This window comes from Stutzerimonas urumqiensis (assembly GCF_003640395.1).
GTDB classification, from domain to species: domain Bacteria; phylum Pseudomonadota; class Gammaproteobacteria; order Pseudomonadales; family Pseudomonadaceae; genus Stutzerimonas; species Stutzerimonas urumqiensis.
This window is the reverse complement of sequence record NZ_RBZQ01000008.1, coordinates 1-24,728: the sequence shown is the minus strand read 5'-3', so window position 1 is coordinate 24,728 and position 24,728 is coordinate 1. Positions and strand designations below refer to the sequence as shown.

At 64.3% G+C, this 24,728-nt stretch carries 23 protein-coding genes; 6 read left to right on the top strand and 17 right to left on the bottom strand.

Features of this window, described 5'->3' with window-relative positions; genetic code table 11:
• Positions 1–20: 20 nt before the first annotated feature.
• Both D7325_RS15245 and D7325_RS15240 read right to left on the bottom strand, forming a co-directional pair.
• Positions 21–503, bottom strand: coding sequence for a response regulator (locus tag D7325_RS15245; protein WP_120997116.1), 483 nt, complete (start codon positions 501–503; stop codon positions 21–23).
• Between the two features lie 9 nt (positions 504–512).
• On the bottom strand, positions 513–2,765 hold the full coding sequence (locus tag D7325_RS15240; protein WP_120997114.1) for an ATP-binding protein: 2,253 nt from the start codon (positions 2,763–2,765) through the stop codon (positions 513–515).
• A gap of 288 nt (positions 2,766–3,053) precedes the next feature.
• Between D7325_RS15240 and D7325_RS15235 the strand changes: the two genes are divergently transcribed.
• Positions 3,054–3,461, top strand: coding sequence for an SMI1/KNR4 family protein (locus tag D7325_RS15235; RefSeq protein WP_120997112.1), 408 nt, complete (start codon positions 3,054–3,056; stop codon positions 3,459–3,461).
• A 3-nt stretch (positions 3,462–3,464) separates the two neighbouring features.
• On the opposite strand, the gene D7325_RS15230 is transcribed toward D7325_RS15235, so the two are convergent.
• Both D7325_RS15230 and D7325_RS15225 read right to left on the bottom strand, forming a co-directional pair.
• Positions 3,465–4,166 (bottom strand): RES family NAD+ phosphorylase, encoded by a 702-nt coding sequence (locus tag D7325_RS15230; protein ID WP_120997110.1) that lies wholly within the window; start codon positions 4,164–4,166, stop codon positions 3,465–3,467.
• The gene (locus D7325_RS15225) at positions 4,167–4,577 is read right to left on the bottom strand and encodes an antitoxin Xre/MbcA/ParS toxin-binding domain-containing protein (RefSeq protein WP_120997108.1); all 411 of its coding nucleotides are present in this window, start codon (positions 4,575–4,577) and stop codon (positions 4,167–4,169) included. It lies immediately after the preceding gene.
• A gap of 122 nt (positions 4,578–4,699) precedes the next feature.
• Here D7325_RS15225 and D7325_RS15220 point away from each other — a divergent pair, with 122 nt between their 5' ends.
• Complete coding sequence (locus D7325_RS15220) at positions 4,700–5,110, top strand: DUF3301 domain-containing protein (protein ID WP_425452321.1); 411 nt, start codon at positions 4,700–4,702, stop codon at positions 5,108–5,110.
• Positions 5,111–5,113: 3 nt separating this feature from the next.
• Here D7325_RS15220 and D7325_RS15215 read toward each other — a convergent pair whose 3' ends face one another.
• On the bottom strand, positions 5,114–6,076 hold the full coding sequence (locus tag D7325_RS15215) for a CobW family GTP-binding protein (protein ID WP_120997106.1): 963 nt from the start codon (positions 6,074–6,076) through the stop codon (positions 5,114–5,116).
• A gap of 89 nt (positions 6,077–6,165) precedes the next feature.
• Here D7325_RS15215 and D7325_RS15210 point away from each other — a divergent pair, with 89 nt between their 5' ends.
• Positions 6,166–6,519 (top strand): NADH:ubiquinone oxidoreductase, encoded by a 354-nt coding sequence (locus tag D7325_RS15210; RefSeq protein ID WP_120997104.1) that lies wholly within the window; start codon positions 6,166–6,168, stop codon positions 6,517–6,519.
• Between the two features lie 46 nt (positions 6,520–6,565).
• On the opposite strand, the gene D7325_RS15205 is transcribed toward D7325_RS15210, so the two are convergent.
• The 8 genes from D7325_RS15205 to D7325_RS15170 all read right to left on the bottom strand — a co-directional run bounded on the left by D7325_RS15205 (position 6,566) and on the right by D7325_RS15170 (position 16,208).
• The gene (locus D7325_RS15205; RefSeq protein WP_120997102.1) at positions 6,566–6,994 is read right to left on the bottom strand and encodes a DUF1850 domain-containing protein; all 429 of its coding nucleotides are present in this window, start codon (positions 6,992–6,994) and stop codon (positions 6,566–6,568) included.
• Positions 6,994–9,018 carry a TRAP transporter permease gene (locus D7325_RS15200; RefSeq protein ID WP_120997100.1) on the bottom strand — a complete coding sequence of 675 codons (2,025 nt, stop codon included), beginning with the start codon at positions 9,016–9,018 and terminating at the stop codon, positions 6,994–6,996. Before D7325_RS15200 ends, D7325_RS15205 begins: the two co-directional genes overlap by 1 nt.
• A gap of 111 nt (positions 9,019–9,129) precedes the next feature.
• Entirely contained in the window at positions 9,130–10,083 is a 954-nt protein-coding gene (locus D7325_RS15195; protein ID WP_120997098.1) for a TAXI family TRAP transporter solute-binding subunit, read from the bottom strand.
• Between the two features lie 231 nt (positions 10,084–10,314).
• Positions 10,315–11,658: a sigma-54-dependent transcriptional regulator gene (locus D7325_RS15190; RefSeq protein ID WP_120997096.1), complete on the bottom strand. Its 1,344-nt coding sequence runs from the start codon at positions 11,656–11,658 to the stop codon at positions 10,315–10,317.
• Positions 11,655–13,454, bottom strand: coding sequence for a sensor histidine kinase (locus D7325_RS15185; RefSeq protein WP_120997094.1), 1,800 nt, complete (start codon positions 13,452–13,454; stop codon positions 11,655–11,657). The genes D7325_RS15190 and D7325_RS15185 overlap by 4 nt, the downstream gene beginning before the upstream one ends.
• 69 nt (positions 13,455–13,523) lie before the next feature.
• Positions 13,524–14,705, bottom strand: a complete 1,182-nt coding sequence (gene cfaB, locus D7325_RS15180; protein WP_120997092.1) for a C17 cyclopropane fatty acid synthase CfaB — start codon at positions 14,703–14,705, stop codon at positions 13,524–13,526.
• A 124-nt stretch (positions 14,706–14,829) separates the two neighbouring features.
• Positions 14,830–15,651, bottom strand: coding sequence for a Tim44 domain-containing protein (locus D7325_RS15175; RefSeq protein ID WP_120997091.1), 822 nt, complete (start codon positions 15,649–15,651; stop codon positions 14,830–14,832).
• A 128-nt stretch (positions 15,652–15,779) separates the two neighbouring features.
• Positions 15,780–16,208: a PA0061/PA0062 family lipoprotein gene (locus D7325_RS15170; RefSeq protein WP_120997089.1), complete on the bottom strand. Its 429-nt coding sequence runs from the start codon at positions 16,206–16,208 to the stop codon at positions 15,780–15,782.
• A gap of 153 nt (positions 16,209–16,361) precedes the next feature.
• Between D7325_RS15170 and D7325_RS15165 the strand changes: the two genes are divergently transcribed.
• The 3 genes from D7325_RS15165 to D7325_RS15155 all read left to right on the top strand — a co-directional run bounded on the left by D7325_RS15165 (position 16,362) and on the right by D7325_RS15155 (position 19,539).
• The gene (locus D7325_RS15165; protein WP_120997087.1) at positions 16,362–17,426 is read left to right on the top strand and encodes an aminopeptidase; all 1,065 of its coding nucleotides are present in this window, start codon (positions 16,362–16,364) and stop codon (positions 17,424–17,426) included.
• 199 nt (positions 17,427–17,625) lie between these two features.
• Positions 17,626–18,795, top strand: a complete 1,170-nt coding sequence (locus D7325_RS15160) for a hypothetical protein (protein WP_120997085.1) — start codon at positions 17,626–17,628, stop codon at positions 18,793–18,795.
• A gap of 21 nt (positions 18,796–18,816) precedes the next feature.
• Positions 18,817–19,539, top strand: coding sequence for a ferritin-like domain-containing protein (locus D7325_RS15155; RefSeq protein ID WP_120997083.1), 723 nt, complete (start codon positions 18,817–18,819; stop codon positions 19,537–19,539).
• A gap of 126 nt (positions 19,540–19,665) precedes the next feature.
• On the opposite strand, the gene D7325_RS15150 is transcribed toward D7325_RS15155, so the two are convergent.
• The 4 genes from D7325_RS15150 to D7325_RS15135 form a co-directional block, all read right to left on the bottom strand.
• Positions 19,666–20,460 (bottom strand): hypothetical protein, encoded by a 795-nt coding sequence (locus D7325_RS15150; protein WP_162988059.1) that lies wholly within the window; start codon positions 20,458–20,460, stop codon positions 19,666–19,668.
• On the bottom strand, positions 20,457–23,426 hold the full coding sequence (locus D7325_RS19310) for a glycoside hydrolase family 19 protein (RefSeq protein WP_245962095.1): 2,970 nt from the start codon (positions 23,424–23,426) through the stop codon (positions 20,457–20,459). Before D7325_RS19310 ends, D7325_RS15150 begins: the two co-directional genes overlap by 4 nt.
• Before the next feature lie 28 nt (positions 23,427–23,454).
• Entirely contained in the window at positions 23,455–23,928 is a 474-nt protein-coding gene (locus D7325_RS15140; protein ID WP_120997461.1) for a hypothetical protein, read from the bottom strand.
• Positions 23,929–23,936: 8 nt separating this feature from the next.
• Positions 23,937–24,728, bottom strand: a 792-nt coding sequence (locus D7325_RS15135; RefSeq protein ID WP_120997079.1) for a type VI secretion system Vgr family protein, incomplete at its 5' end; no start/stop codon positions are given.

Here is a 24,728-nt window from a genome sequence, read left to right as displayed (position 1 = left end):
CCGGATTCCGGCTTTCGGCGTCAGGTATCGTCGTCACTGGCGGACCCGCCGTGGCGACGCGCCAGCCGCAGCGAACCGGGTGGCGGTTCGTTGAGCACGGCCCAGAAGATGCCGAGATCGGAAATGGCGGCGACGAAATCCTTGAATTCAACGGGCTTGACGACGTAGGCGTTGACGCCCAGTTCATAGGCACGCTTGAGGTCGGGTTCTTCACGGGAGGACGTGAGCATGACCACCGGAATGCTGCGCAGCTCCGGGTCTTCTCGTACGGTCTTCAGCACTTCGAGGCCGTCGACCTTTGGGAGTTTCAAATCCAGCAGCATGACGGCGGGGTTGCCGTCGACGCGACCGGCGAACGGGCCGGAGCGCTGGAGGTAATCCAGCGCTTCGGCGCCATCGCGCAGGACAATGACGTCGTTGGCCAGCTGGCTGCGCTCGAGGGCGACCAGTGTCAGTTCCAGATCGTGCGGGTTGTCTTCCACCAGCAAGATGGGTTTCAGCATCGATGTTCTCTAGTGTTGCGAGGCGGAGTAGGGGGTTTTTGGCAGCGAGAAGAAGAAGGTAGCGCCCTTGTCGGGTTCGCTCTCGGCCCATACGCGGCCGTCATGGCGCTCGACGATGCGCCTGACGCTGGCCAGGCCGATGCCGGTGCCTTCGAATTCTTCCATCCGGTGCAGGCGCTGGAACACGCCGAACAGCTTGCCGGAATACTTCATGTTGAAGCCGACGCCGTTGTCGCGGACGTAGACGATCACCTCATCGGTACGCTCTTCGGCGCCGATCTCGATCGTCGCGGGCGTGCGACCGCGGGTGTACTTGATGGCATTGGCGATCAGGTTGCGCAGTGCCAGGTGGATGAAGGCGGCATCGGCGACCACGATCGGCATCGGATGCAGGCGCCATTCGATCGCGCGGCCTTCGTAGTCGGGGGCCATCTCGCGGTGGATCGACTCGACCAGCGCAGCGAGGTTGACGTCCGACAGGCGAAGCGCCGAGCGGCCCATTTGCGAAAAGCTCAGCAGGTTGTCGACGAGCGTGCCGGCAAAGCGCGCCGCATCGCCGATGTTGTCGAGAAAGCGCAGGCCGCGCTCGGAGAGCTTGCCGCCCTCCAGATCGGCCAGCAGCTCGGCATAGCCTGCGATGTGGCGCAGGGGCGCGCGCAGGTCGTGCGACACGCTGTAGGAAAACGCCTCGAGCTCCTGGTTGCTCTCCTTCAGCTCGCCGGCCAGCTGCGCCATTTCCTCGGCCTTACGCAGGACGATGCCAAGCACCGCGTTGCGCAGCTCCAGCGCGCACTCGACTTCGACCGGCTCCCAGGGGCGCGAATGGCCGCGCACGGTCTGCTGCCAGCTGTCGAAACTGTGGCGCGGGCTGAGCGCACCGCTGTCCGCATCCACAAGCTTTTCCGGCTTGCCGGCCCAGCGGATCGACTTGACCCGCTCCTGGCGGAACCAGATGAGGTAATGCGGGTGCAGGCGGGAAATCGAGATGGCCAGGATGCCGGCCGCCTGCTCGGTCAGCTGTGGCAGCTGGGGCAGGTCACGGCCGAGGTTGTCGGTCTGGAAGGCCACCTGGTCGCTGTGCTCGCCCAGCCAGCGGGTGAGGGCGAGGATGGCCTCGCTCGGCGGCGTGCTGCCGGCACATTCGCACTGCTCGCCGGAAACGATGGCGGCGCCGTCGGCGCTGGCGAAATTCAGGACCACGTCCTGCAGGCACATGAAGCCTTCGACGACGCTATCGCGATCGGCCATTGCCGAGAGCAGGTGGACCAGCTGCTGGCGCAGCACCAGCTTGCGCTGGGCCAGCGCGTGGGATTCCTTCGCCTCGATCTGCAGGGCCAGCATGCGGCCGAGCAGCTCGCAGGCGGTGCGCGTGTGGTAGCTGACGACGCGCGGCTGCGCATGGTGGCAGGAGATCAGGCCCCAGAGCCGGTCGCCGATGACGATGGAAATCGACATCGACGCCAGCGTGCCCATGTTGCGCATGTATTGCAGATGCACCGGCGAGACGCTGCGCAGCGAGGCGAAACTGAGGTCGAGCGGTCGGTCGGGCGCGGCCGGCAGCAGCGGTGCCGGACGATAGGTGGCGTCCGGGATGACCCGCACGAGGTTGTCGCGATACAGGCGCCGGGCCTGGGGCGGGATGTCCGATGCGGGAAAGCACAGACCCAGGTAGCTGGGATAGCCGGCATCGGCCTCTTCGGCGAGGACCGTGCCGTTGCCCTCGTCATCGAAGCGATACGCCTTGACCCGTCCGAAACCGGTGATGCGCTTCACTTCGCGCACGGCCAGCGCGCACAGGCTTTCCAGCCCGCTGGCCTGCTGCAAGTGCAGGACGAAGGTGCGCATCAGCGGGTAGAGGGTGTCATAAGCCTGGCTCGGGTCCACGGCACGCTCGAACTCGACGATCAGGCGGCCCTTGTAGCGATGGCCCATCAGGGCGAAGGTCGTCGAGGCGTCATGGCCGGTGGTCAGGCGGACGTCGCTCAGATGAAACGGGTTGGGATCGCCTTCTTCCAGCGACTCGAGCCGGCTGGCCAGCGCCGGGTCATCGATCAGCTCGGTCAGTGGGCGGCCGATCAGCGTGGTTGCCTCGATGCCCAGCCACTCTCGCGTATTGGCGCTGGCGCGGACGACCCGCAGGCCGGGTTCGTCGAGCACGAACAGGAAACCGTGCGGCTGGATGCTCTCGGGGATATGGATCGGTTCGTTGGCGCAATTGGCGATGGCATGCGCGAGCGCGGCGGGGTCTTCGACGGTGGCCATAGGCCTCCTCTCTTCTGGCCGGACGGACTGGATGCGACGTACAGGCGCCAGAAAAAACGATGGCTGCCACCCATGCCCTCGGCCGGATGAACCGGACCGCACGACTCCCTTGCTGAAGACAACATCACATTCCAGGGCGGCAAGCACTTTAGCGCGTCGCCCAGTGCCTTAGCTACCTTGCTTCGGGGGGACTCGGGCAGGTACCCGGCGGCGGCGCCTCACGGGCGGGGCTGTCCACACCCCGAGCCGCCTTTTATGCTCTGCCACGCCATTGCAGGAGGAAACGCCTTGGAAGATGTGATCGATGAACTTCGCGAACGCAACGAGCCGGTGCCCGTTCCGCTCGAATTGCCCGACGACGACGTGCTGGTGGAGGTCGAGGAACAGATTCTGATCGGCCTGCCGTTCGACCTTCGCCAGTTCCTGCTGCAGGTCAGCGATGTCGTCTACGGCCGGCTCGAACCGGTGACCGCCGCGGATCCGCAATCGCACACCTACCTGCCGGAGGTGGCCGCCAACGCCTGGGATGCCGGCGTGCCACGGCATCTGGTGCCGCTCTGCCAGGACGGCAGCGATTACTACGCGGTCGACCCGGAGGGCGAGGTGTTTCTCTGGGAAAGCGACAGCGGCGAGCTGAGCGAAGAGAGCTGGGAGTCGGTCTGGCACTGGGCGCGCGACGTCTGGCTCGAAAGCTGAGCCTCAGGCGGGCTGGCGACCGAGCTCGGCGAGCGACAGCCGTTTGAGCAACCGGCCCGGCTCGCGCTCCACGTCCACCCAGCCATTGGCCGCATCGATGCGGTAGGTCAGGTCGTAGAGTTGCACCGGCTGGCTGAGCGGCTCGGCGCGGAAGGCGGCCAGGCAGTCGCCCTGCCAGCGCGCCGACGGGTAGAGCAGCCCGGGCAGGCCTTCATGGACCAGGCGCTTGCCGATGGCTTGCGTGCGGCCGTAGTCGTCGGCGATCAGCTCTGGAAACGCGTCCAGCTTGGCCCGCAGGTCGATGAACAGGCCGCTGGCCTGGACGCGCCAGACCTTGCGATAGCGCGTCACGACCCGGTCGACGCCCTCGACGTCGCGCAGCATCTGGATCTGGTGGTAGCAGGTTTCCGCCAGCGCGGTGTCTTCATCGAGCGCGCCGTACCAGACGCGGTTGGTGCCATCTCCGTAGCGACTGGCGACGCTGGTATCCGCTTCGAACGGATAGCCGATCGCTTCGCTGTAGGCCAGGCCGCGCTCGATGACGCCGGTCGCGCGGGTACGCACGCGCATTTCGGCGGCCAGCGCCACGTCGCGCGCCTTGGCATCGGGCACCAGGTCATCGAACAGGTCGGCCGACACGCGCAGCGAGACGATATTGCGGTAGACCGGCGCGCAGAAATCGCAGGTGGTGTCCAGCAGGCCCATTCACCGTCCTCGCTGGAAGTCGACCAGGCGGGCGATGCGTGCGATGCCCAGCAGGCCGTCGCGCATCATCACTTCCAGCGGCGTAGCGCCTTCGAGCACGCGATTGCGGCGATGAATCCAGCTGAACCGAAGCTGCTCGTCTTCCGGGAACAACAGGCGCAGCCCCTTGTGGATGCCCAGCAGGTACCCCGCCCGGTCGAGGGCATCGCGGCTGCTCGGTAGCGGCTGGTCGCCGTTGCGATAGCGCGGCAGCAGCTTGCGGCTCTTCGGGCTCATGCCGAGCAATTGCATCTGCTGGTCGGTGTCGAGTTGCCAGCGATCGAACAGCGCACCGATGACGCGCGCCAAATCGCGCCGGCTGTCTTCGTCGGCGAGGCGGGCGGGATCGAGTTCGGTAGCGGCAGAAAGCATGGTCGGTCTCTCGGGATGCGGTAATGTCTACAGTGTACGTAGAAAAAGCTACATGTCCAGTTTGCCACCCGATCCTTTTCGGGCTGCGTTAAGCTGCGGAACCTTTTCGCTGGAGGCCGGCCGTGTTCGATCTCACCACCCTGTTCCTGCTCATGTGCGCGCTGGGTGCCGGTGCCTGGTTCTGGCATGCGCAGGGCATTCGCGAGCGGGCGCTGGCGGCGGTCGTGCGGCATTGTCGGCAGGAGGGCGTCGAGCTGCTGGACGATACGGTGGCCTTCGCCCGTTTCGGCCTGGAGCGGGATCTTCGGGGCCGCCGGCGGCTGGGGCGGCGCTATCGCTTCGAATTCACGGTAACCGGCGAGCGGCGCCACCACGGCGAGGTGGTGATGTTCGGGCCGCGGGTCGGCGGCATTCGCCTCGACGCCTATGCCGTCGAGACGCCGCCCGAGGCCCCCGACGCACGGGAAAAGGAAGGCGCCAAGGCACCGGCCAAGGTGGTGATGCTCGATCAGTGGCGGCGCGAGCGTTCGTAAGCCCTACGCCTGCCGGCAGGCCAGCATGCCGGCGCTCAGCGCGCTCGCGTCTTGCGGCCGATCGAAGATCAGTTCGATGCGTGAATCGCGACGCCATTCGCTGGGTCGCAGCACGACGGCATCCCCAACGGTCGCGTTGCCCGACAGCCAACGACCGCCGTCGTCCTGAAGCACCAGCTTGGCGCGCTGCCAGGCGAGCGTGCCCAGCCAGTCCAGCAGATGCTCACGCACCAGCCGCTGGCTTGGGTGCCAGCGCCAGCCAATGCTCCAGCCCTCGCCCTGTGACTGGACATCGCACTGCGGCTGCGTCGGATCGAGCCACAGCCGTGGCGGCTCGGCGACGGGCTCGGCCGGATCGCTCGTTCCGCCGGCCCGCCGCGCAATGCCGGGCAGTTGATCGATCGGCAGCTCACCCTGTTGGGTCCAGTACAGCCGGTGATCGGCGAATCGCCCCGCCAGCGAGGCGCGCCCGGTCGTATCCAGCGCCTCGGACTTGTTCATCACCAGCAACTCGGCCAGCGCCAGGGCGTCGTGCTGGCTCGGCGGCAGCGCGGCGCCCTGCGCCAGCGCGGAGGCGTCGAGCACCATCACACAAGGCTGCACGGCGAGCACATCGTTCCACGGCGAACGGCTCAACTGAGCGAGCAGCGTCTGGGGATGCCCGAGACCGGAAGGCTCGATGAACAGCCGGTCCGGCTGGGCCTGGCGCAGCAGGCGTGCGAGGCCGATCTGGAACGGCGCGCCGTTGACGCAGCACAGGCAGCCGCCGGCGATCTCGGCCAGGTGCGCGCCGTTGCCGGCGGCGTCCTGGAGCAGGGCGAGGTCGAGGCCGATCTGGCCGAACTCGTTGATCAGCACGGCCCAGCGCTCACCGGCGGGACGCTGCGTCAGCAGGGCGCGCAAGGTGCTGGTCTTGCCGGCGCCAAGCGGGCCAGCGATCAGGTGGGTGGGGATATGGCGGAGCATGCGCCGGATGGTGCGCCGCTTCGCGACCGCCGTAAAGCAGCGGGCCCGATCGGCATGCTAGAGTCGCGCGCCTTCGAGGAGGATCGCCGATGCGCTGCCTGGGGTTGTTGCTTCTATCGTGCCTGGCCGGCGATGCGCTGGGGCAGGCCTGTGTCGTGCATTCGCGATCCGAGCGGGTGGAGGTCACCGTCTGCCAGGAGAACCGCACCATTCCCGATGCGATGTTTCGCACCGGCTTCTGCAAGCCGTCGTTGCCTGGCCAAACGGTGGAAGTCGAGTTCGTCGAGCGCTGCCCGGCGGGTGCGTTCGGGGTCTGCCAGAACGCCCAGGTGTCGAACATGCCCTATCGGCAGGACATCCACTACTACGGCGTGGCGACGGATGCGCGCTTTCTGAAGCCTGCCTGCGAAGGGGCCAGCAAGGGACAGTGGCAGGCGAGGTGAGCGGTTCCACGTGGAACCCGCGGGCCGGCGTGGCCGGCCGCTGGTTTCAATCCTCGACCGGGTAGGACGAAGAGGTGGGGCTGGCGGCCGTCGAGACGGTGCAGCTCCACAGTTCGAGCGCCGGCTGGCTCGCTTTTGGCGGGCCGAGCCATTCGCTCATCGGGTGGCAACGTTGATCGAAGCACAGTTGGTAATCCCCGGCTTCGGGCGTTCGCCCGACGCGCAGGGGTTGCAGGGGCGGGAGCTGGCGCTTGTAGTGCCAGGCGCCCTCGCGCAGTTCGGCGTCGGCGGGAATTTCCATGCCGGCGCCTGAACCCTTGACCCGCGCGCCCTGGAGTAGCAAACCCTCCGGCGCGACGCGGTAATCCTCTTCCCAGCGAATCTTCTCGATGGTGTGTTTCCAGGCCAGCGTGAAGGTGGGTGTGGGCACCTCGGCCCACACCACCCCCGCCAACCCCAGGCACAGACCGAGCATCAGGCGATCGCCGGTGCCGCGCGACGGGCGCGCCAGTAGTGCTGCGCGACGAAGATCGCACCGAGCGCGAAGCCGATCTCATCGGTCATCGGCATCGCCAGGATCATCGCAACGCCGGCAGCGAAGGCCAGGATGCGTTCCCACCAGGTCATCGGCTGCTGCAGATAGCCGGTGAAGACCGCGCCCCACAGGCCGATCGCGAAGGCGGCCTTGAGCAGCATGTAGATCGTCGCGCCCCAGTCGCCGCCTTGCATCATCAGCGCCGGGTCGTACACCGACATGAAGGGCACCACGAAGCCGGCGACGGCGATACGCACCGCCCACAGGCTGATCTTCAGCGGTCGCTCCTTGGCGATCGGCGCCGCGGCGAAGCAGGCCAGCGCCACCGGCGGCGTGAGGTCGGCCATGATGCCGAAGTAGAAGACGAACATGTGCGAGACGATCAGCGGCACGCCCAGGTCCAGCAGCGCCGGCGCTGCGATCGAGCTGGTGATGATGTAGTTGGGAATGGTCGGGATGCCCATGCCCAGCACCAGGCAGGTCAGCATGGTCAGCACCAGCGACAGGAACAGGTTGTCCTTGCCGATGGCCAGCACGTAGCCGGCGAAGGTGGAGGCCACGCCAGTGAGCGTCACGATGCCGATGATCACGCCGACCAGCACGCAGGCGATGCCGACCGGGATCGCATGGCGCGCACCTTCGACCAGGGCATGCAGGCAGATGGTCAGGGTGTCGCGGCCGCCCTTGATGAACCAGCAGACCGCCACCAGCAGGCCGATCACCGCGAAGACCACGCCGATCCCGAGCTGGAAGAAGCCCGCGCAGAGCACGCCGAGCGCCACCCAGAAGGCGATACGCAGCGCGGTCGAGGACACCTTGAGGATGATCGCCGAGCCGAGGATGACGATCGCCGTCAGCGCCAGCCCGATGGTGCCGGAGAACATCGGCGTGCGGCCGGAGAACAGCAGGAAGATCAGCACGCCCAGCGGGATGAGCAAGTACCAGCGCTCCTTCACCGCGCCCCAGGCGCTCGGGCATTCCTCCTTGGGCAGGCCGCGCAGGTTGGCGCGCTTGGCCTCGAGGTGGACCATCCAGAAGGTCGAGCCGAAGTACAGCAGCGCCGGAATGAGCGCCGCCTTGGCGACTTCGACGAAGGGCACGTTGATCGTCTCGGCCATGATGAAGGCGACGGCGCCCATCACCGGCGGCATGATCTGGCTTCCCATGCTTGACGTGGCCTCGACCCCGCCGGCGAATGCCGCGCGGTAGCCGAAACGCTTCATCAGCGGGATGGTGAACTGGCCCGTGGTCACCACGTTGGCCACGCCGGACCCGGTGATGGTGCCCATCAATGCCGAAGACACCACCGAGACCTTTGCCGGGCCGCCGAGCTTGTGGCCGAACAGGCCCATCGCGAAGTCGGTGAAGAGCTTGATCATCCCCGCCTGCTCGAGGAACGAGCCGAACAGGATGAACAGGAAGATGTAGGTCGCCGAAACGTAGGTCGGCGTGCCGTAGAGCCCTTCGGTACCGAAGGACAGCTGGTTGACGATCTGGTCGAGGCCATAGCCGCGGTGGGCCAGGTCACCCGGCAGGTATTCGCCGAACAATCCATAGGCCAGGAACAGGCCGCAGATGATCGGCAAGGCGAGGCCCATGACGCGTCGCGCGGCTTCGAATACCAGCACGATCAGCATGATGCCGATGATCATGTCCGCGGTCGTCAGGCTGCCGGAGCGCTGGATCAGGTCCGCCTCGAACCACCACTGGTAGAACGCGGTCGCCATGCCGGCCAGGCCGAGCAGCCAGGCCAGGGGTTGCCAGGGTCGGCCCTGGCCAGCCGCGGGATAGCACAGGTAGACCAGCAGCAGCAGGAAGCCCACGTGCCCGGCGCGCAGAATCTGGCTCGAAAACGGGTGAAAGGCGGCGGTGATGATCTGATACGCCGAAAACAGCAGCGCGACGTAGAAGATCGCTTTCGGCCATTGGCTGGGGCTGTCGTGCAGCCCTTGGCTCTCGCTCATGGGAATACTCTCACTGCAAGGGTGATCTCGCGGATTAGGGGTGTTCGCGTCGACCAGAGGACCTGGCCGCGAACCGGTGGCGGGAGCGGTGAGCCCGCTCCCGCGGGGCGCTTACTTGAGCGCGCCGACTTCTTTGTAGTAGCGCTCGGCGCCGGGGTGCAGCGGGATCGGCAGGTTCTTGGCCGCCGTGTCGAGGTTGATCGACTTGGCTGCCGAGTGGGCGTTGGCCAGGCTGTCGAGGTTTTCGAACATCAGCTTGGTCATCTGGTAGGCGATCTCTTCCGGCACCTTTTCATGGCTGACCAGGATGTTGTTGATCGCGACCGTGGGCACGTCCTTCTCCTGGCCGTCATAGGTACCGGCCGGGATGACGCCAGGCTGGTAGGCCGGGCTGCCGATCTTCTCGACGACTTCGGCCGGGATGGCGACGAAGTTCACCGGCATGGTCGAGGCCAGGTCGCGGATCGCGGCCATGCCCAGGCCCGAGGACTGCAGGGTGGCGTCGAGCTGGCGGTTCTTGATCAGCTCGACCGACTCGGCGTAGGGCAAAAATTCCACCCGGTCCATGTCGTCGTAGCTCATGCCGGCGGCCTTGAGGATCGCGCGGGCGTTGAGTTCGGTGCCCGACTTGGGCGCGCCGACGGAGATGCGCTTGCCCTTGAGGTCTTCCAGGGTCTCGATGCCCGACTCTTCGCTGGCGACGATCTGGATGTAGTTGGGGTACGCCACGGCGATCGCGCGCAGACGCTTGAGCGGGGCCTTGAAGCCGGCGTCTTCGACGCCGTTCCAGGCATCGGCCACCGAGTCGCCGAGGGCCAGGGCCAGCTCGCCGCGACCGGCTTGCAGCAGGGTCAGGTTCTCGACCGAGGCCTTGGTGGCCTGCACCGAGGTCTTGGCGCCGTCGATCTCGTTGTACAGCTGCGACAGGCCCACACCGATCGGGTAGTAAACCCCGCTGGTGCCGCCGGTGAGGATGTTGATGAACGTGGGCGCTGCGATCGCAGCCGTGCTGGCAGTGAATGCCGCGGCGGCGGCAAACAGGGTGACGCGCTTGGACAGTCTCATGGAGCTTCTCCGTCATTGTTATTGGTCGTTGGGCCGGAGCCCGGCGCTGGCGGAGCCGGCGCTGGTGCGCACGGGGCGCAGCCGTTGGCCGCTGGGCGGCACGCCTAAGCTATAGCACATGCCGTGCCATCATTTGGATGGCTCTGGCCTGCGGGTTCAGGCCGTCCGATAAGCGGAAAATTGCCGATGGACAGGAATCGATAGGCGGAAAACTGCCGAGGCCGGGACCCGTCAGTCGTCTTCGGCGCCCGCGGGAAGGTAGTCCTGCCGCGAGATGCCGTGGCGCTGCATCTTCTCGTTCAGGGTGCGGCGGGGCAGTTGCAGCAGCGCCATCACCTCGCCGATGTTGCCGCGGCACTGTTGCAGCGCCTTGTGCAGGCACTGCGCCTCGAAGGCTTCGAGCTGCGCGGCGAGGGATTGATCGCTGGCGGGCGGCGATGAATGGCCCGACAGGCCCAGGGCATGGCGTTCGGCGGCGTTGATCAGCTCGCGCACGTTGCCCGGCCAGTCGTGGCCGAGCAGATGGGCCAGCTCGGCGGGCGCGAGGGCAGGTGCCTCGCGGCCATGGCGCTCGGCCGCCTGGGCGGCGAAATGCTCGAACAGCACCGGGATGTCCTCGCGCCGCTCGCGCAACGGCGGGATATGCAGCTCGGCGAGATTCAGCCGGTACACGAGGTCCTCGCGAAAACGCCCGGCGCGGGCTTCGTCGAGCAAGTCCGGCTTGGCGGCGCTGATCACCCGCAGGTCGACCTGGATGCTGCGGTTGGAGCCGAGTCGCTCGAACGTCCGCTCCTGCAGCACGCGCAGCAGCTTGGCCTGCTGGGCGAGCGGCAGGCTTTCCACCTCGTCGAGGAACAGCGTGCCGCCGTCGGCGTGCTCGATGCGCCCGATGCGCTTGCCCTGCGCGCCGGTGAAGGCACCGCTCTCGTGGCCGAACAGCTCGCTCTCGAAGATGGTCTCCGGGATGGCCGCGCAATTGAGCGCCACGAAGGGCTTGGCGGCACGCCGGCTGAAGTCGTGCAGGCAGCGCGCCACGCGTTCCTTGCCACTGCCGGTCTCGCCGCGCAGCAGCACGTTGACGCTGGTGCCGGCGAGTTCGAGCACCTGCCGGCGCAGGGTTTCCATGGCCCGGGAAACGCCCAGCAACTGGGATTCGATGCGGTCCTTGCGCTGGAACTGTTCGCGCAGCTGCCGGTTTTCGCAGACCAGGCGGCGCTTGTCCTGGGCGCGTCGCACGCTGTCGAGCAGGCGCTCGGGAGTGAAGGGCTTTTCGATGAAGTCATAGGCGCCCTGGCGCAGGGCCTGCACCGCCATCGGCACGTCTCCGTGACCGGTAACCATGATCACCGGCAGCTCGGCATCCAGCGCCACCAGTTGCTCCAGCAACGACAGACCATCGATGCCGGGCATGCGCACGTCGCTGATGACCACGCCGGCGAAGTGGCGATCGATGAGATTTAGCGCCTGCTGGGCGCTGTCGCAGGTGCGCACGGAAAAGCCCGACAGCTCGAGCCATTGCTGCACGGCCTGACGGATGGCCGCTTCGTCATCGATGAAGATCACCTGTCCGTTCATGTCTGCTGCTCCGTGACGAGAGGGCCCGGCCGGCCGGTGCTGCGTGCGTCGTCCACGGCCGGCAGGCGCAGGGTGAAGACCGCGCCATCCGCGTGGTTGCCCGCTTCCAGCTCGCCGCCGAGGTCGCGCACGATGCCATAGGAAACGGCCAGCCCCAAGCCGAGGCCCTGTCCGACCGGCTTGGTGGTGAAGAAGGGCTCGAAGACGTGGGCCAGATCCGCCTCGGCGATGCCTCCGCCGTTGTCGGCGATGCGCAGCACCCAGCGCTCGCCCTCGCGCCCACAGGCCAGATCGAGCCGGCGCTCGGTGTTGTCGGCCATCGCGTCGAGCGCGTTGTGCAGCAGGTTGATCAGCACCTGCTCCAGCCGAATGGCATCGCCGGCGACCCAGGCGTCGGTGCAATCGCGGCGATCGACCTGAACCTGCTCGGCGCGAATGCGCGGGGCCAGCAGTTGCAGGGCCTGTTCGAGCACGTCGTTCAGGCGCAGCCGTTCGGCGAGGCCCGCCGGGCTCTTGCGGGCGAAGGTCTTGAGGTGGCCGGTCAGGCCGGCCATGCGTTCGATCAGCCCCTCGACCCGGCCCAGCCCTTCGCGGACCTCGCCGGGACGATCGCTGTCGAGCAGCAGGCGCAGGCTGCCAAGCTGCATGCGCAGCGCCGTCAGGGGCTGGTTGATCTCATGGGCGAGGGCCGCCGACATCTGTCCGAGCGCGGCCATGCGGGCGGCATGCACCAGGCCTTCCTGCGCCTGCCGCAGTTCCTGCGTGCGGGCCTGTACCAGGTGTTCCAGTTCGCTGCGGCTGCGCTGTTCGAGACGGCGCGTCTTGCGGCGCTGCGCCAGAAACAGGAGCAGGAAGGCCAGCGTCATCCAGACGCCGGCCGCCGCCATGCGGTAGCTGCGCACGCTTTCCGAAATCATCTGCGGCTCGAGCAACAGGTGCAGCGTCCAGCCCTCTTCCGGTAGCTCGAGGCGCTGCCAGAGGTAGTTGCGCCGCCCGTCAGGCCCGTCGACTCGCCAGCGTGGCGCCTCTGTGTCGAATGGCTGGATCGGCTCGGCCATCAGCGGCTGCAGGCTCTGCTCGGCATAGCGCCGCGCGGCCACCAGGCGCGCCCGGGTTTCGTCGCTGAGCGGGTGCAGGTAGCGAAAGCGCCAGGCGGGACGGTTGGCCAGGATGACGATGTCCAGCGAATCGGCGACCAGCAGCACGCCCGGCTGGCCGACCCATTCGCGTTGCAGGGCTTCGAGCTCGAGCTTGACGACGAGGACGCCGATCACGGCGCCGTGGTCGTCGCGCACCGCATGGGAGAGGAAATAGCCCGGGATACCGGTGGTGACGCCCACCGCGAAATAGCGGCCGGAGCCGTTGGCGATGGCATCGCGAAAGTAAGGCCTGAAGCCATAGTTATTGCCGACGAAGCTGCTCCAGTCGTTCCAGTTGCTGGCCGCGATGGTCTGGCCGTCGCGGTCGAGCAGGTAGAGCACGGCGGAGCCGGCGGCTTCGTTCTGGTGTTCCAGGCGTCGGTTGAGCTGCTCGCGCAGCAGGCGATCCTCGGGATTCTGCAGCAGCGTGCGGATGTCGCTGTCGAGCGCCAGCAGGGCCGGAACCGACTGGAAGCGCTCGACCAGGGTGTTGATCGCCTGGCCATACAGCTCCAGCTGGCCATGCGCCTCCTGGCTGCGCTCGGCCCAGGCGCGGCGCTCGGCGACCTTGCCCGCCCAGAGCATGCTCAGCAGTAGGCCGAGCAGAATCGCCAGGCTGATCAGGACAACGCGGAGGCGGACGTTCGGTAACGACATGGCGGACTCGCCGGCGGGAATCCGCGCACGCTACCGCTGGCTTCGGCCGGCGGCAAGCGTGCCGTCCGCTCAGCGATACAGGTCGGCACGGCTCCAGGGCAGCTCGTGCGAGCCATCGGGCAGCGGCTTGCTGGCGAGGATCTGGTGCAGGTTGATCCAGTTGCGCCGGAAGCCGTAGGCACAGCCCGCCAGGTAGATGCGCCAGATGCGCAATGCCTTTTCCGGCACCAGGCTGCGTGCGGCGTCCAGCTGCGCTTCGAGCCGCTCGCTCCAGAACGAGAGGGTACGGGCGTAGTGCAGGCGCAAGCTCTCGACGTCGACGATCTCCAAGCCGTGTTCGCTGATGCAGCTGCCGATCTTGACCAGATGCGGCAGCTCGCCATGGGGGAACACGTAGCGGTCGATGAATTCACCTGCACCATGCCCGACCGGGCGCCCGTCGACATGCCGGGCCGTGATGCCGTGGTTCATCACCAGGCCGCCGGGGCGCACCGCGTTGGCGAGCGTCTGGCAATACAGCGTCAGGTTGGCATGCCCGACGTGTTCGAACATGCCGACGCTGACGATCTTGTCGAAGCGCTCATCCTGCGGCAGGTCGCGGTAGTCCATCAGCTCGAACCGGATGCGGTCCTGCAAACCTTCGGCCGCGGCGCGCTCCCGCGCGAGCGCCAGCTGCGCCTGGCTCAGCGTGATGCCGAACACCTCTGCACCGAACTCGCGTGCGGCGAACCGCGCCAGGCCACCCCAGCCGCAACCGACATCGAGCAGGCGCTCGCCGGGCTTGAGGCGCAGCTTGCGGCACAGGTGGCGCAATTTCGCCTGCTGGGCCTGTTCGAGGTCTTCCTGGCCTGTCTCGAAATACGCACAGGAATAGACCATGTCGCGATCGAGCCAGAGGCGATAGAAATCGTTGGACAGGTCGTAGTGATAGGAAATCGCCTGGGCGTCGGTTTCCTTGTCATGGGGGAGGCGCTGCGGCGTTGATTCGACGTCCTGGCCAAGACGGCTGGCGAGGGTATCGCCGATCTGGATGATGTCCAGCGGTGGCCCGTCGAGATCGATGCGGCCTTCGACGTACGCCGAGCCGAGCAGGTCGAGACTGGGGTGCGCCAGGTCGGTGATGAGATTGGGGTCCCGGAGCGACAGGGTCACGGTGGGCGAGGGGCCGAGGTCCATTTCCCGGCCATCCCAGAGTCTCAGGCGCAGCGGTAGCGCCAGTTCACGCAGTGCAGGTAGCAACGAGGCCAGCATGCAAGGTCTCCTCTCTCCGGACGAAACTGGAGAAAAGGTAGACCAATCTGGCGTCGCGCCAAGCTATCGGTGCGATAGCCTTTTTCAACCGAAGCGCCCGGACGGGTCGTCCGGGCGCTGGGGGTCAGGCGTTCTGACGGATGCCTGCGACCAGCCACGGCTGGTTTTCGCCCGCGGCACGTTCCATCCGCCAGCTTTCGCTGAAGGCTTCACCCTGATCGAAGCGGGAGGTCTTGGCCACGCCGCTGAAGGTCAGGGTCGCGACCGTCTTCTCGGCATTGTCGTCGACGCCGTCGAGCTGGATGCTCAGGTCATCGATGTAGGTCGACTGGTAGCCATCACCCAGCTCGGCGCGTTCCTTCTTGAGGAATTCCAGCAGCTGCGGCGTGACGAACTCGCTGATCTTGTCCATCTCGTTCGCGTCCCAGTGCTGCTGCAGCGAGAGGAAGTGTTCGCGAGCCGCCTCGATGAAACGCTGTTCGTTGAACCACGCGGGGGCATTGATCACCGGAGCCGGTGCGACGCCACCGAAGAGAGGGGCCGCTGCGGGCGCCTCGCGGTGCATGGGCGCATGCCCGGCCATGGCGGGCTGCTGCTGGCGCTTGCGTGCCGCCAGGAAGCGGAACAGCAGGAAGGCGATCAGGCCGAAGAGGAGGATGTCGAGCAGTTGCAGCCCCTCGAAGCCATCGCCCATGAACATCGAGGCCAGCAGACCGCCCGCCGCGATGCCGGCCAAAGGGCCGAGCCAGCGTGATGCACCGCTGGTGGCGGGCTGACGGGCAGCGGTCGGGGCGACGGCGTCGTTGCGCTGTTGCTGGATCTGGCGCGTCTGATGGCTCGGTGCCGAACCGAAGCTCTTGCCGCCGCCAAAGCGCTTGGCATGAACGTCGAGGCTCAACGTCAGGGCGACGCTGAAGGCCAGGAAAAGGCTGAGAACACGTTGCATACGGCTATCCCAATGGGTTGTTTACGCAGGCCATCTTGCCGACCCGGCTGCGGCTTTGCCACCGGCAGGTTGTTTCGGGCTTTTACCCGGTGATGGCACCGCGCAGCGCCGGCAGGCGCAGCCGGCGTTCAGCGGCTCGCCAGATTGTCGCCGCATCCCTGTTCGCTGCCGCGGGCGAGCAGGAAGTCGTGCTGGTCATAGAGCTTGGCCCAGGGGCGGAAGCCATGGCCGCCGGCTTCGAGACGGTAACGGTCGCCGGCCTTGAACTCAGGGAACTCGACCACGAGCAGGCATTCGCGCTCCAGCGGCCCCGCAGCGCCACCGACATTCTCGGGGGCCACCTGGAAGCGATAGAGGACGCCGAGGGTGTGGCTGCCCGGGCTGACCTGGAAAAAGCGATGATCGTCCAGCGCCGCGTCGTCGACTTCGAGGGCGTGCAAGTGGGTGTCGGCTTCGGGTGCCAGCGTGACCCAGGCCTGGTCCGGGTCATGCCGTGGCATCCACAGGGAACAGCCGCCGAGCAGGACGAGCGGCAGTAGCGTCAGCAACAAGCGCATGGTGAAACTCCATCGATGCGCCGCCGGCGGCTGGCGCGATTGCGGCTCACCGAGACGGCGCGCCGGATCTGCGGTCAGACTGTCGAGCCTCGTCCCGTATCGCATGCGATCGCGCAAGGCACGGGGATGCGTTCATCTGGCGTTGGAGCTGCCATGCCTACCCGCAAGACCGCCAGTGCTGACATCCGAAGGTACCTTTGGGTTCCGTTGTTGCTGGCGCTGACGACCAGCGGTTGCAGCACCTATTACGGGCAACTGGCCGCCGGGCATCTGCGCCTGTTGACGGCGCGCGAGCCGGTCGCCGAGATCATTGCCGATCCGGCGCGCGATCCGCGCTTGCGTGCGCGACTGGCCACGGCGCTGGACGCCCGCCGGTTCGCTTCGGCGCGGCTGGGCCTGCCGGACAACGACAGTTATCGCCTCTACGCCGACCTCAATCGTCCCTATGTGGTGTGGAACCTCTTCGCCACGCCGGCGTTTTCGGTCGAGCCGATCGAGCACTGCTTTCCCGTCGCCGGTTGCGTGGCGTACCGCGGTTATTTCGACCAGGGCCGGGCCCGAGCCCAGGCGGCCCGGCTGGCGCTGCGCGGCTTGGATACCGATGTCGCCGGGGTCGAGGCCTACTCGACGCTCGGCTGGTTCGACGATCCGCTGCTGAGCAGCATGTTGCGGCGAGACGATCAGGCGCTGGCCGCGCTGATTTTTCACGAGCTGGCCCATCAGCGCGTCTATGTCGAAGGCGATACGGCCTTCAACGAGTCCTACGCCAGCTTCGTCGCCCGTGAAGGCCTGGGCCAGTGGCGCGTCGCACGCGGTTTGCCGGCGCCGGACCCGGCGGTCGAAACACGGCGGCGGCAATGGGTGGCGCTGATGTTGGCAACGCGGGAGCGGCTGCGCGCGCTCTATGCCCAAGCCATCCCGGATGCCGTCAAGCGTGCGCGCAAGGAGGCCGAGTTCCTGCGTTTGCGTAGCGATTATGCGGCGCTGCGCGACGGGCCCTGGCAGGGCGATCGACGCTTCGACGGCTGGTTCGAGCAGCCGCTCAACAATGCCGTGCTGGTGCCGTTCGGCCTGTACGACCAATGGGTCGATGCCTTCGCCGCGCTGTTCGCCGAGGTGGACGGCGATTGGCACCGCTTCCATCGGCGTGTCGCCGACCTCGCCGCGCTGCCAGCCGACGAACGGACGGCGCGGCTCCGTGCCCTCGACATTCGCTGAGCGAAACGGCCGAGCCCCCAGCTCAAAGGGCTGCGTCTTCCGGCGCGTTCAACCGTAGGGACGAGCAGCAAACCGTCCGTCTTGTCAGCGGAAAGACCCTGCCGTTATTCGGGAATTGTTAAGTCCGGCCTCCGTCTCTTCTGGAGCGGCCCTTTCGATAGGGCTCTTTCCGATTCGTCCTTTTCCGCCCGGAGGCGTCATGACCCGACTCGATGGAATCCTCGACAACAAAGGCACGCCACTGGAGAAACAGCAGTTCACATGGAAGGAAATGGCTGGCAAGCCGATCAGCAAACTCGACGATGATGCCTTCACCCGCGTACGCATTATCCTCATGAACGGTGTCGAGACGGACGCGTTGCGTCTGAAGCACGGCATCTCCCGTATCACCGGCCAGCTGCGCCAGCCGCTCGCCGAGATTCGCCGCGTTGAGCAGCACCAGGCAACGATGGTCAACTGGCTGATCGGTGCCGATCACTCGCCGCTGGAAACCACCATCGCCTATGAGCAGGTGGCGATCGAAGTCACCGCCGCCGTGGCCCAGAGCGAACCCGACCCTTATCAGGCGCAGACGTATCGCTACGGCCTACTCGAAGACTTCGACCACCTCTATCGCTACTCGGCCATGCTCGACCGCCTGGAAGGCAAGGACCCCAACAACATCCTCCAGGGGTACACCGACATCGTGCCCGGCCGGCCGACCTCAGAACACCATCGCCACCCCGACAACGATCTGCGCGACAGCTACGCCAAGGACGAGGCGGCGCTCATCACCAAGATCCACTGCGCGCTGATCACCGCCGCCGAATTCCAGACGCATGACTACTACCAGAACGTCGGTCCGCTGTTCGCCGATCCGCTGGCACGCCAGCTCTACGCCGAGATCGCCTCGGTCGAGGAGCAGCATGTGACCCAGTACGGCTCGCTGGCCGACCCGATGGAAAGCTTCATGGAGAAATGGCTGGTCCACGAAGCGATGGAGGTCTACGCCTATGCCAGCTGCGCCGACCAGGAAACCAACCCGCGTATCAAGGCGATCTGGGAGCGCTTCCTCGACTACGAACTCGGCCACCTGAACATCGCCTGCGAGCATTTCAAGCAGATCGAACGCCGCGACCCGGCAGAAATCCTCGGCGGGCCGCTGCCCCAGATGGTCCAGTTCAAGAGCCAGCGCGATTTCGTCCGCAAGGTACTGGCCGCCGAAGTCAACCTGCGTTCCAGCGGTACCCAATATGTCGACAAGGCGCAGGAGCCGCAGAACTCGCTCGCTTACCGCACCCAGCTCAATTCCCAGGGCATTGCCGCGGACATCGTCTCGGCCGGCTACCAGTGGGCGCCGGGCACCGAACTGATGCGCAAGGCTTCCTGATAAGAAACGAGGAGATCAACCATGGCACACGCAGCGAAACTGGGAACCAACCTCACTGGCATACAGATGTCGCCGAAAGACACCGAGCGCCTGCTCGACGCCGTCAATGACATTCACCCCGACGTGCCCGGCGATTCCGCCGGCATGATGGCCGAGCGCGCGGTACGAACGGCCGAAGCGGATCGAATCGGCTCGGTGCCCATTCCGGGCTCAGCCAAGGGCATGCTGAAGTCGTCCTTCGACATGATGCGCGGCAAGAGTCCCGAGGTCCTGCTGGACAAGATGGGCGAGCGCCTGGCGTATGAACGCAACGGGGTACGGCTCTACGACGCCATGATCGCCAAGGTCAAGGGCTCGGATACGCCGGACAGCGCGCTGATCGGCACGCTCCAGCACATCCGCGACGAGGAGTACGAGCACATGATGCTCGTGGCGAAGCACATCGAAACCCTCGGCGCCGACCCGACTGCACAAACCCCATGTGCCGATGTGGTGGGCGTGCTGGGCGTCGGCCCGCTGCAGGTCATCACCGACCCGCGCACCAACGTCGAACAATGCATGAACGCGCTCCTGACGATCGAACTGACCGACAACGCCGCCTGGGAGCTGCTGATCGAACTGGCCGAAGCCGGCGGCCACAGCAACATCGCCAAGGACTTCAAACACGCCCTCGATCAGGAGAATGATCACCTGGTGAAGGTCAAAACCCTGATGCGCCGGGATTTGAAGGCACAAGTGAAGTAATACCGCGTGCGCTTGATCTTTAGCGCGCCTTCGGGCGCGTTTTTTTTAATGGTCCTCAGGATGAAAGCAATATGCTCTGAAAATGGTTGGGCTGCAGCGCGCGCAGGTTCGGCAGGATAATCAGTGTCACCTGCTGGCACATTCGAGAGTGTCCTTGCACTGTATCCATCCCTTAATTTCCACTTTTTTGTTGTTTTGAAACACTATCTCCAGCCAACCTGCTTTGTGATCAAGCACTAGAACTTCGTCGCCAGCTATTAAATACTTTGCAGTTCGGTCCGCGACGTTGGCTTGGTCATGTAAGTATGTCTTGCGCAATATGCGGGTAATGATGCGCTTCTGCTCGAGCCAAGCTTTGTATTGTGCGGAAGCTAGTCTGCTTTTGATGGCAGTCTCGGATTTGTAAGGGTAATCGTATATGACTTTGTCACTCGTAGGTGATGACAGAACGTCCCCTCCCGCACCGAAGTATGCACTGATGCGCTCGTTCCGTTCGTATACGAGGGGATCTAGGCGTTTGTATACCTGCGTTGTAAAGTAGTCGGAGCCGTAACTGATACCGGTATCGGAGTTCAGAGCCACTCTATGAATGACGAAGAGTTCTGCCTTGCCGTCGAAATCTGAGTCTGCCAAGAAGGCGCTATCCACTTCCCCTAGATCACCCAGATAGGGTAGCTCTGCGAACTGCGTTTCGCTTCCCGTATCGCATTCCTCGGCCACTATTATGATTGGGAAAATATTTCCATCCGGATCAATTGGCGTTTCTGATTTTTTGAAACGTATTGCAGTGTCATCACCCAGCAGGATCGGGTTGTATATATCGTCTACGGTTTTTTCCGCACACGCTAAACTGTCAGCGTAAGATTTGTTAATTGAAAAAATAAGAGAAATTGCGCACAGTACAAGATTGGTTGTATTCATACAGAGCAGTCTCCGTACAATTTAATAAATTCCTTAGTGATCTCGCGTTTGAACTGCTTTCTTTCTGCGAGCCCTTTTGTTCCGCCGTTAATTATCCGCGTGATTTTTTCTACGGCATCTTCTTCGGTCAGGCTAGCATCTTCTGCGTAGGTTTTCAGTCTGTTACTTTTCCAAAACCAAAGCCCGGTTTCGACAATTACCGCTACGTCACTTTCTACCAGTGTAGGTACAGCAGCGATCGGCTTCCCTATTGCCAAGGCACACGACTTATAATTCGAGTAATGCGTAAGATGTAGTAAACCGCGCCCCCGGTAATCATTTTCTGGATATTCGCTGCTGCCAAAGCAATGCTGGCCATATCCTGCATCATTCTTCAGAAGATGATCTTCGATATATCTAAGCTTTTCCGTATGTGTGGCAAAGGTTAGGCCTTTGCGGGTGAAGCCATTGTTGATTGCTGTGGGTGCCATGTTATATAGGCTTTGTGCAGTATAGCTGGAGTAATAGAGTGACTCACGAAATGCGGTAAATTTTCTTGTTTCATGCTTGGCCTGTGCGAGCAGATGGGTTACTTGGGCGCAAGAAGTTATTTCGTATTTCTCAAACAATCTATCGGTGTGTAGGATAAAGCCCTTTATGAAGTCGTCTGTTGTACTGCTTGGGCATATCTTTTTCATCAGCTCATAAGTTATAGAGATTTTTTTATTGCATTTTGAGCAGGTATTTTTTTCAGCTCGCGTGAAGCTGACCGCGATCATGGGAGCATGGACGTGCCAAGCTAATCCTTCCCCGCTAATGCCATGCTGTCCCGCTAGCTCTTTCCACCAGCCCAGCTTCTCGATTCGCTGCTTTTCCGCTTCCCAAACAAGGTTTGGCGCTCCGGGCTCTTCCGCTAACAATGGATCAAGCTCATCCCACTTGCTCTTGTTCCAGAACCACTCGCTTTCATATCGGGTTATCAGCTGACCGAAGAGCTGCGCCTGCCAGGGTTTGGCTAGCGCGGCCCGAATTTCCTTGCTGGTCAGCACACCGTTCTTGTCGATGTCGACGATGTCATGCAGCCGGGTTAGCGCCAAGATGGGGCCGCCATCTGCCTTGTTGATCTGCGCCCGGTAGTTCTGCTGTTCGTCTGCGCTCAACAGACTGCGGGCATTCAAGGCGTAGGCGAGTTTTTCGACGGGTGTTCCGGTTTCCTCGATGCATTGAAAACCTTCCCACTCCCAGGGGCTGTGGCGCGTGGTGATCAGCTCTTGCTCGGCGAGCCAGCCGTCGATGGGATTGCCGTTAGCGTCGGCGAACAGGCCGTCCAGCCGCCACCAGTGCATGGTGTGGGCGCCATTCTTGACCTGGATTTTGCTCGAAGCGGGGAGTCCATCCAGTAAAGATTGAGGAATGATCAGGTCGACGCCGATCTGCGTGCCGTCGTCGCCCAGCTTGGGTGGGTTATCGGCGTTGATGCCGTCCCGGTGCGCGATCAGTTTGCTGGCGCCTTTATGGACCTTGAGCAGGGTTTTCTGGCCGTCGGGCAAGCGGCTGGCCCAGGCGCGGCTTTGGGCGATAAAGGCGGGGACATCGTCGCAGCTGAAGAACTCGACATGGACCATCTGCTGGACAGCGCTGTCGTGATTCTGGTACAGGCCCGGATGACCGATCAGGTCGCCGGCCCTGATCGGCAGCCCGCTATCGAGGACGACGACACTGCCGTACTTCGCCGGCGCGCTGTGGGGTTTGAGCAGCTTGGTGAATACATAGCCGGGCAGTTGACCGTTCTCGTCGGCAGCCAAGGCGGGTTGGGTCGTTCCGCCGACCACGCTGACCAGCTTGCTGAATTCGCCTTTCGTTTCGCCAATGACGATTTCGGCGCCTTTGGACAGCTCGGCTAGCTTGGCGGCGTTCTTGCTCGGGCCGGCGCGGACGGTCAAGCCGTCATCCCGCGTATTGACGGTGTGCCGGGTAGTCGGCCAGAAGGCGGGCCGAGGCAGGTCCGGTTGCGCCTGGTAGCCCGTCCAGTCCAGCAGGTGCATGTAGAGGCTATAGAGCGTCAGGCTTGGAGGCGTTTGCCCGACGGAGATGCTGCCGTCAGCGTTCCTGAGCGGTGGCGGCTGAAGACTGTGCTTGACGAGCACGAACCCCGTGGAAAAGGGCGCGCGCCTGACCTGTGGAGTGCCGTCTGTGAACTCGCTGACCGGGTAGCGTTCGTCGACGCGGTAGGCGATCACTTCGCCGTCGGCCATGCAGCGTACGCTCGACTGATCGAACACTGGCGCCGTGCCCTCGTCGAAATGCACGCCGCCATGCCAAAGCCCATTCTCGCCAAAAGGATAGAAGCCGCTTTTGGCTTTGCTCAATCCAGTCAGGTGCTGCAGTGCATGGCCTGCCGAAGGTGTGCAGGGATAGCACCAACGGCCTTGATTAGGACGTGTTGCTCGTTCGTCGACTGCCGGCTCGGGCCCATCCGGGCTCAGGGTGCCGTTGGCGATGTCTGCGATGTAGCGTTTGAAAACGCTCTCCTCGAGTTCGGCGTGAACGTGAATGGCGTAGCGCTGCCCTCCAGCCCTGTCCGTTCCGGCCTGGAGGCCAACGTGCTGCCCGTAGGTGATTGAGTCTCCGTCCTTCACCTTGAAGGCCGGGTCAAGGTGGAGGATCTGCCCGATCAGCTGGCCGTTGGTTGGTGCGTCATAGATTTTCAGCGTGCCGTAAGCGCGGCTGGTTTTGACATAGCCGGCCAGCGGGCTGGGAACAGGGATGGAACGGTTGCTGCCGTCTACGAGCAGCACGAAGTCCTTTTTGATGAGGGTGCGGCCGCCGACATGGCGCACCTCTTCGAGCCGACCGTTGAGGGTCCCGTAATCCCGGTTTGGCTCCCGCCCCACGGAAGGGTGGTGCTTGGCAAGATCTTCGTAGCCGTTCACGTCTTCGATGCGGCTGCCAACACTTTCAACGATTTTGTAGCGACGCCTTGTCATGTCCTGTCCTGGTTGATCATGTTGACGCTCAGAGGCCGCAGGCCGCTCCGAAGGTTTTGTAGGTTTCTGTCTTGCCGTCCGCCTCGAAGACAAGGTCGACGTGCCGGTCGTCCGATTCGTTGTATTCCGAATGGTTGAACTGCCTGACCGTGGTGAGCGTGGCGGCCATATCGTCATGGGCGTAGGCCGTCCGGGTCTCGGTGATATCGGTCTGTTGCAGTGCCTGGACGGTGCCGTGGAGTTTGACGAACAGCACTTCATCTATTTCGACGGCGATCGGTTGGGCATCACGCAGGGCGTGATACTGCTCATCGGCCGGAACCAGCGCGCAACGGTAATTCTCGATACCGCCGCCTTCCTGATACCGAGTGGCCGCTTCCTGATAGGTGATGGGTTCGAGCGGTAGGGCTGAACAGCCAGCCAAGTACCCGCAAGACAGGAGTAGCAGCAGTACTTGGCCGGTGAGGTGTGCGAAGGGACGTTTCGTGGTGCTGGCGTTCATCATTTGGTTCAGCCCGAAAAATTAAGGGTTCTTTTCACGTTCTTCTTGGGTTGGAGCAAACCGGCCGATGCCTGCTCCAGCAACCCTCCCGCCTTGTCACTGTCCGCCATCCCCGGTTGTACCGGCGACTTGATCGTGATCCCCGAGCCCTTACCCGGCGCGCCGCCGGCGTTGATCTTTGCCAGCGGGCCGTTGATCGTGATGCCGCCCGGGTCGAGCTTGATGAAGCTGCCACCGGCCTTGAGGGTCAGTTCGATGCCGGCTTCGATGACCATTTTCTGCCCGGCCTTGAGGTGGATTTCGCGGCCAGCCTTGGTCAGTTGGGCGGTGCCGAGCTTGATGTGTTGAGTCTGGCCGACCGTGAGGTGGTCGTCGGGTTTGACTTCCACTTTGCGGTCGCCGATGACGGTCAGGTGCTCTTCGGCCTTGAACTCGCTATAGCTGTTCGCTTCCACCGTGTCATGACGTTCACGGCCGACGCGGATCTTCTGGTCGTGCTCGATGTTCTCGTCCCAGTCGCGCTGGGCGTGGACATAGATCTGCTCGGCGCCCTTGCGGTCTTCGATGCGCAGCTCGTTGTAGCCGCCGCCTCCCGGTGAGCTCAGGGTCTTGAACAGGGTGCGGGTCTTGTTCGCCGGCAGGTCATAGGGCACGGCATGCTCGGCGTGGTACAGGCAGCCGGTGACCAACGGTTGGTCGGGGTCGCCTTCGAGAAAGGTCACCAGCACTTCCATGCCGACCCGCGGAATGGCGATGCCGCCGTAGCGGTCGCCGGCCCAGCTACTGGAGACGCGCAGCCA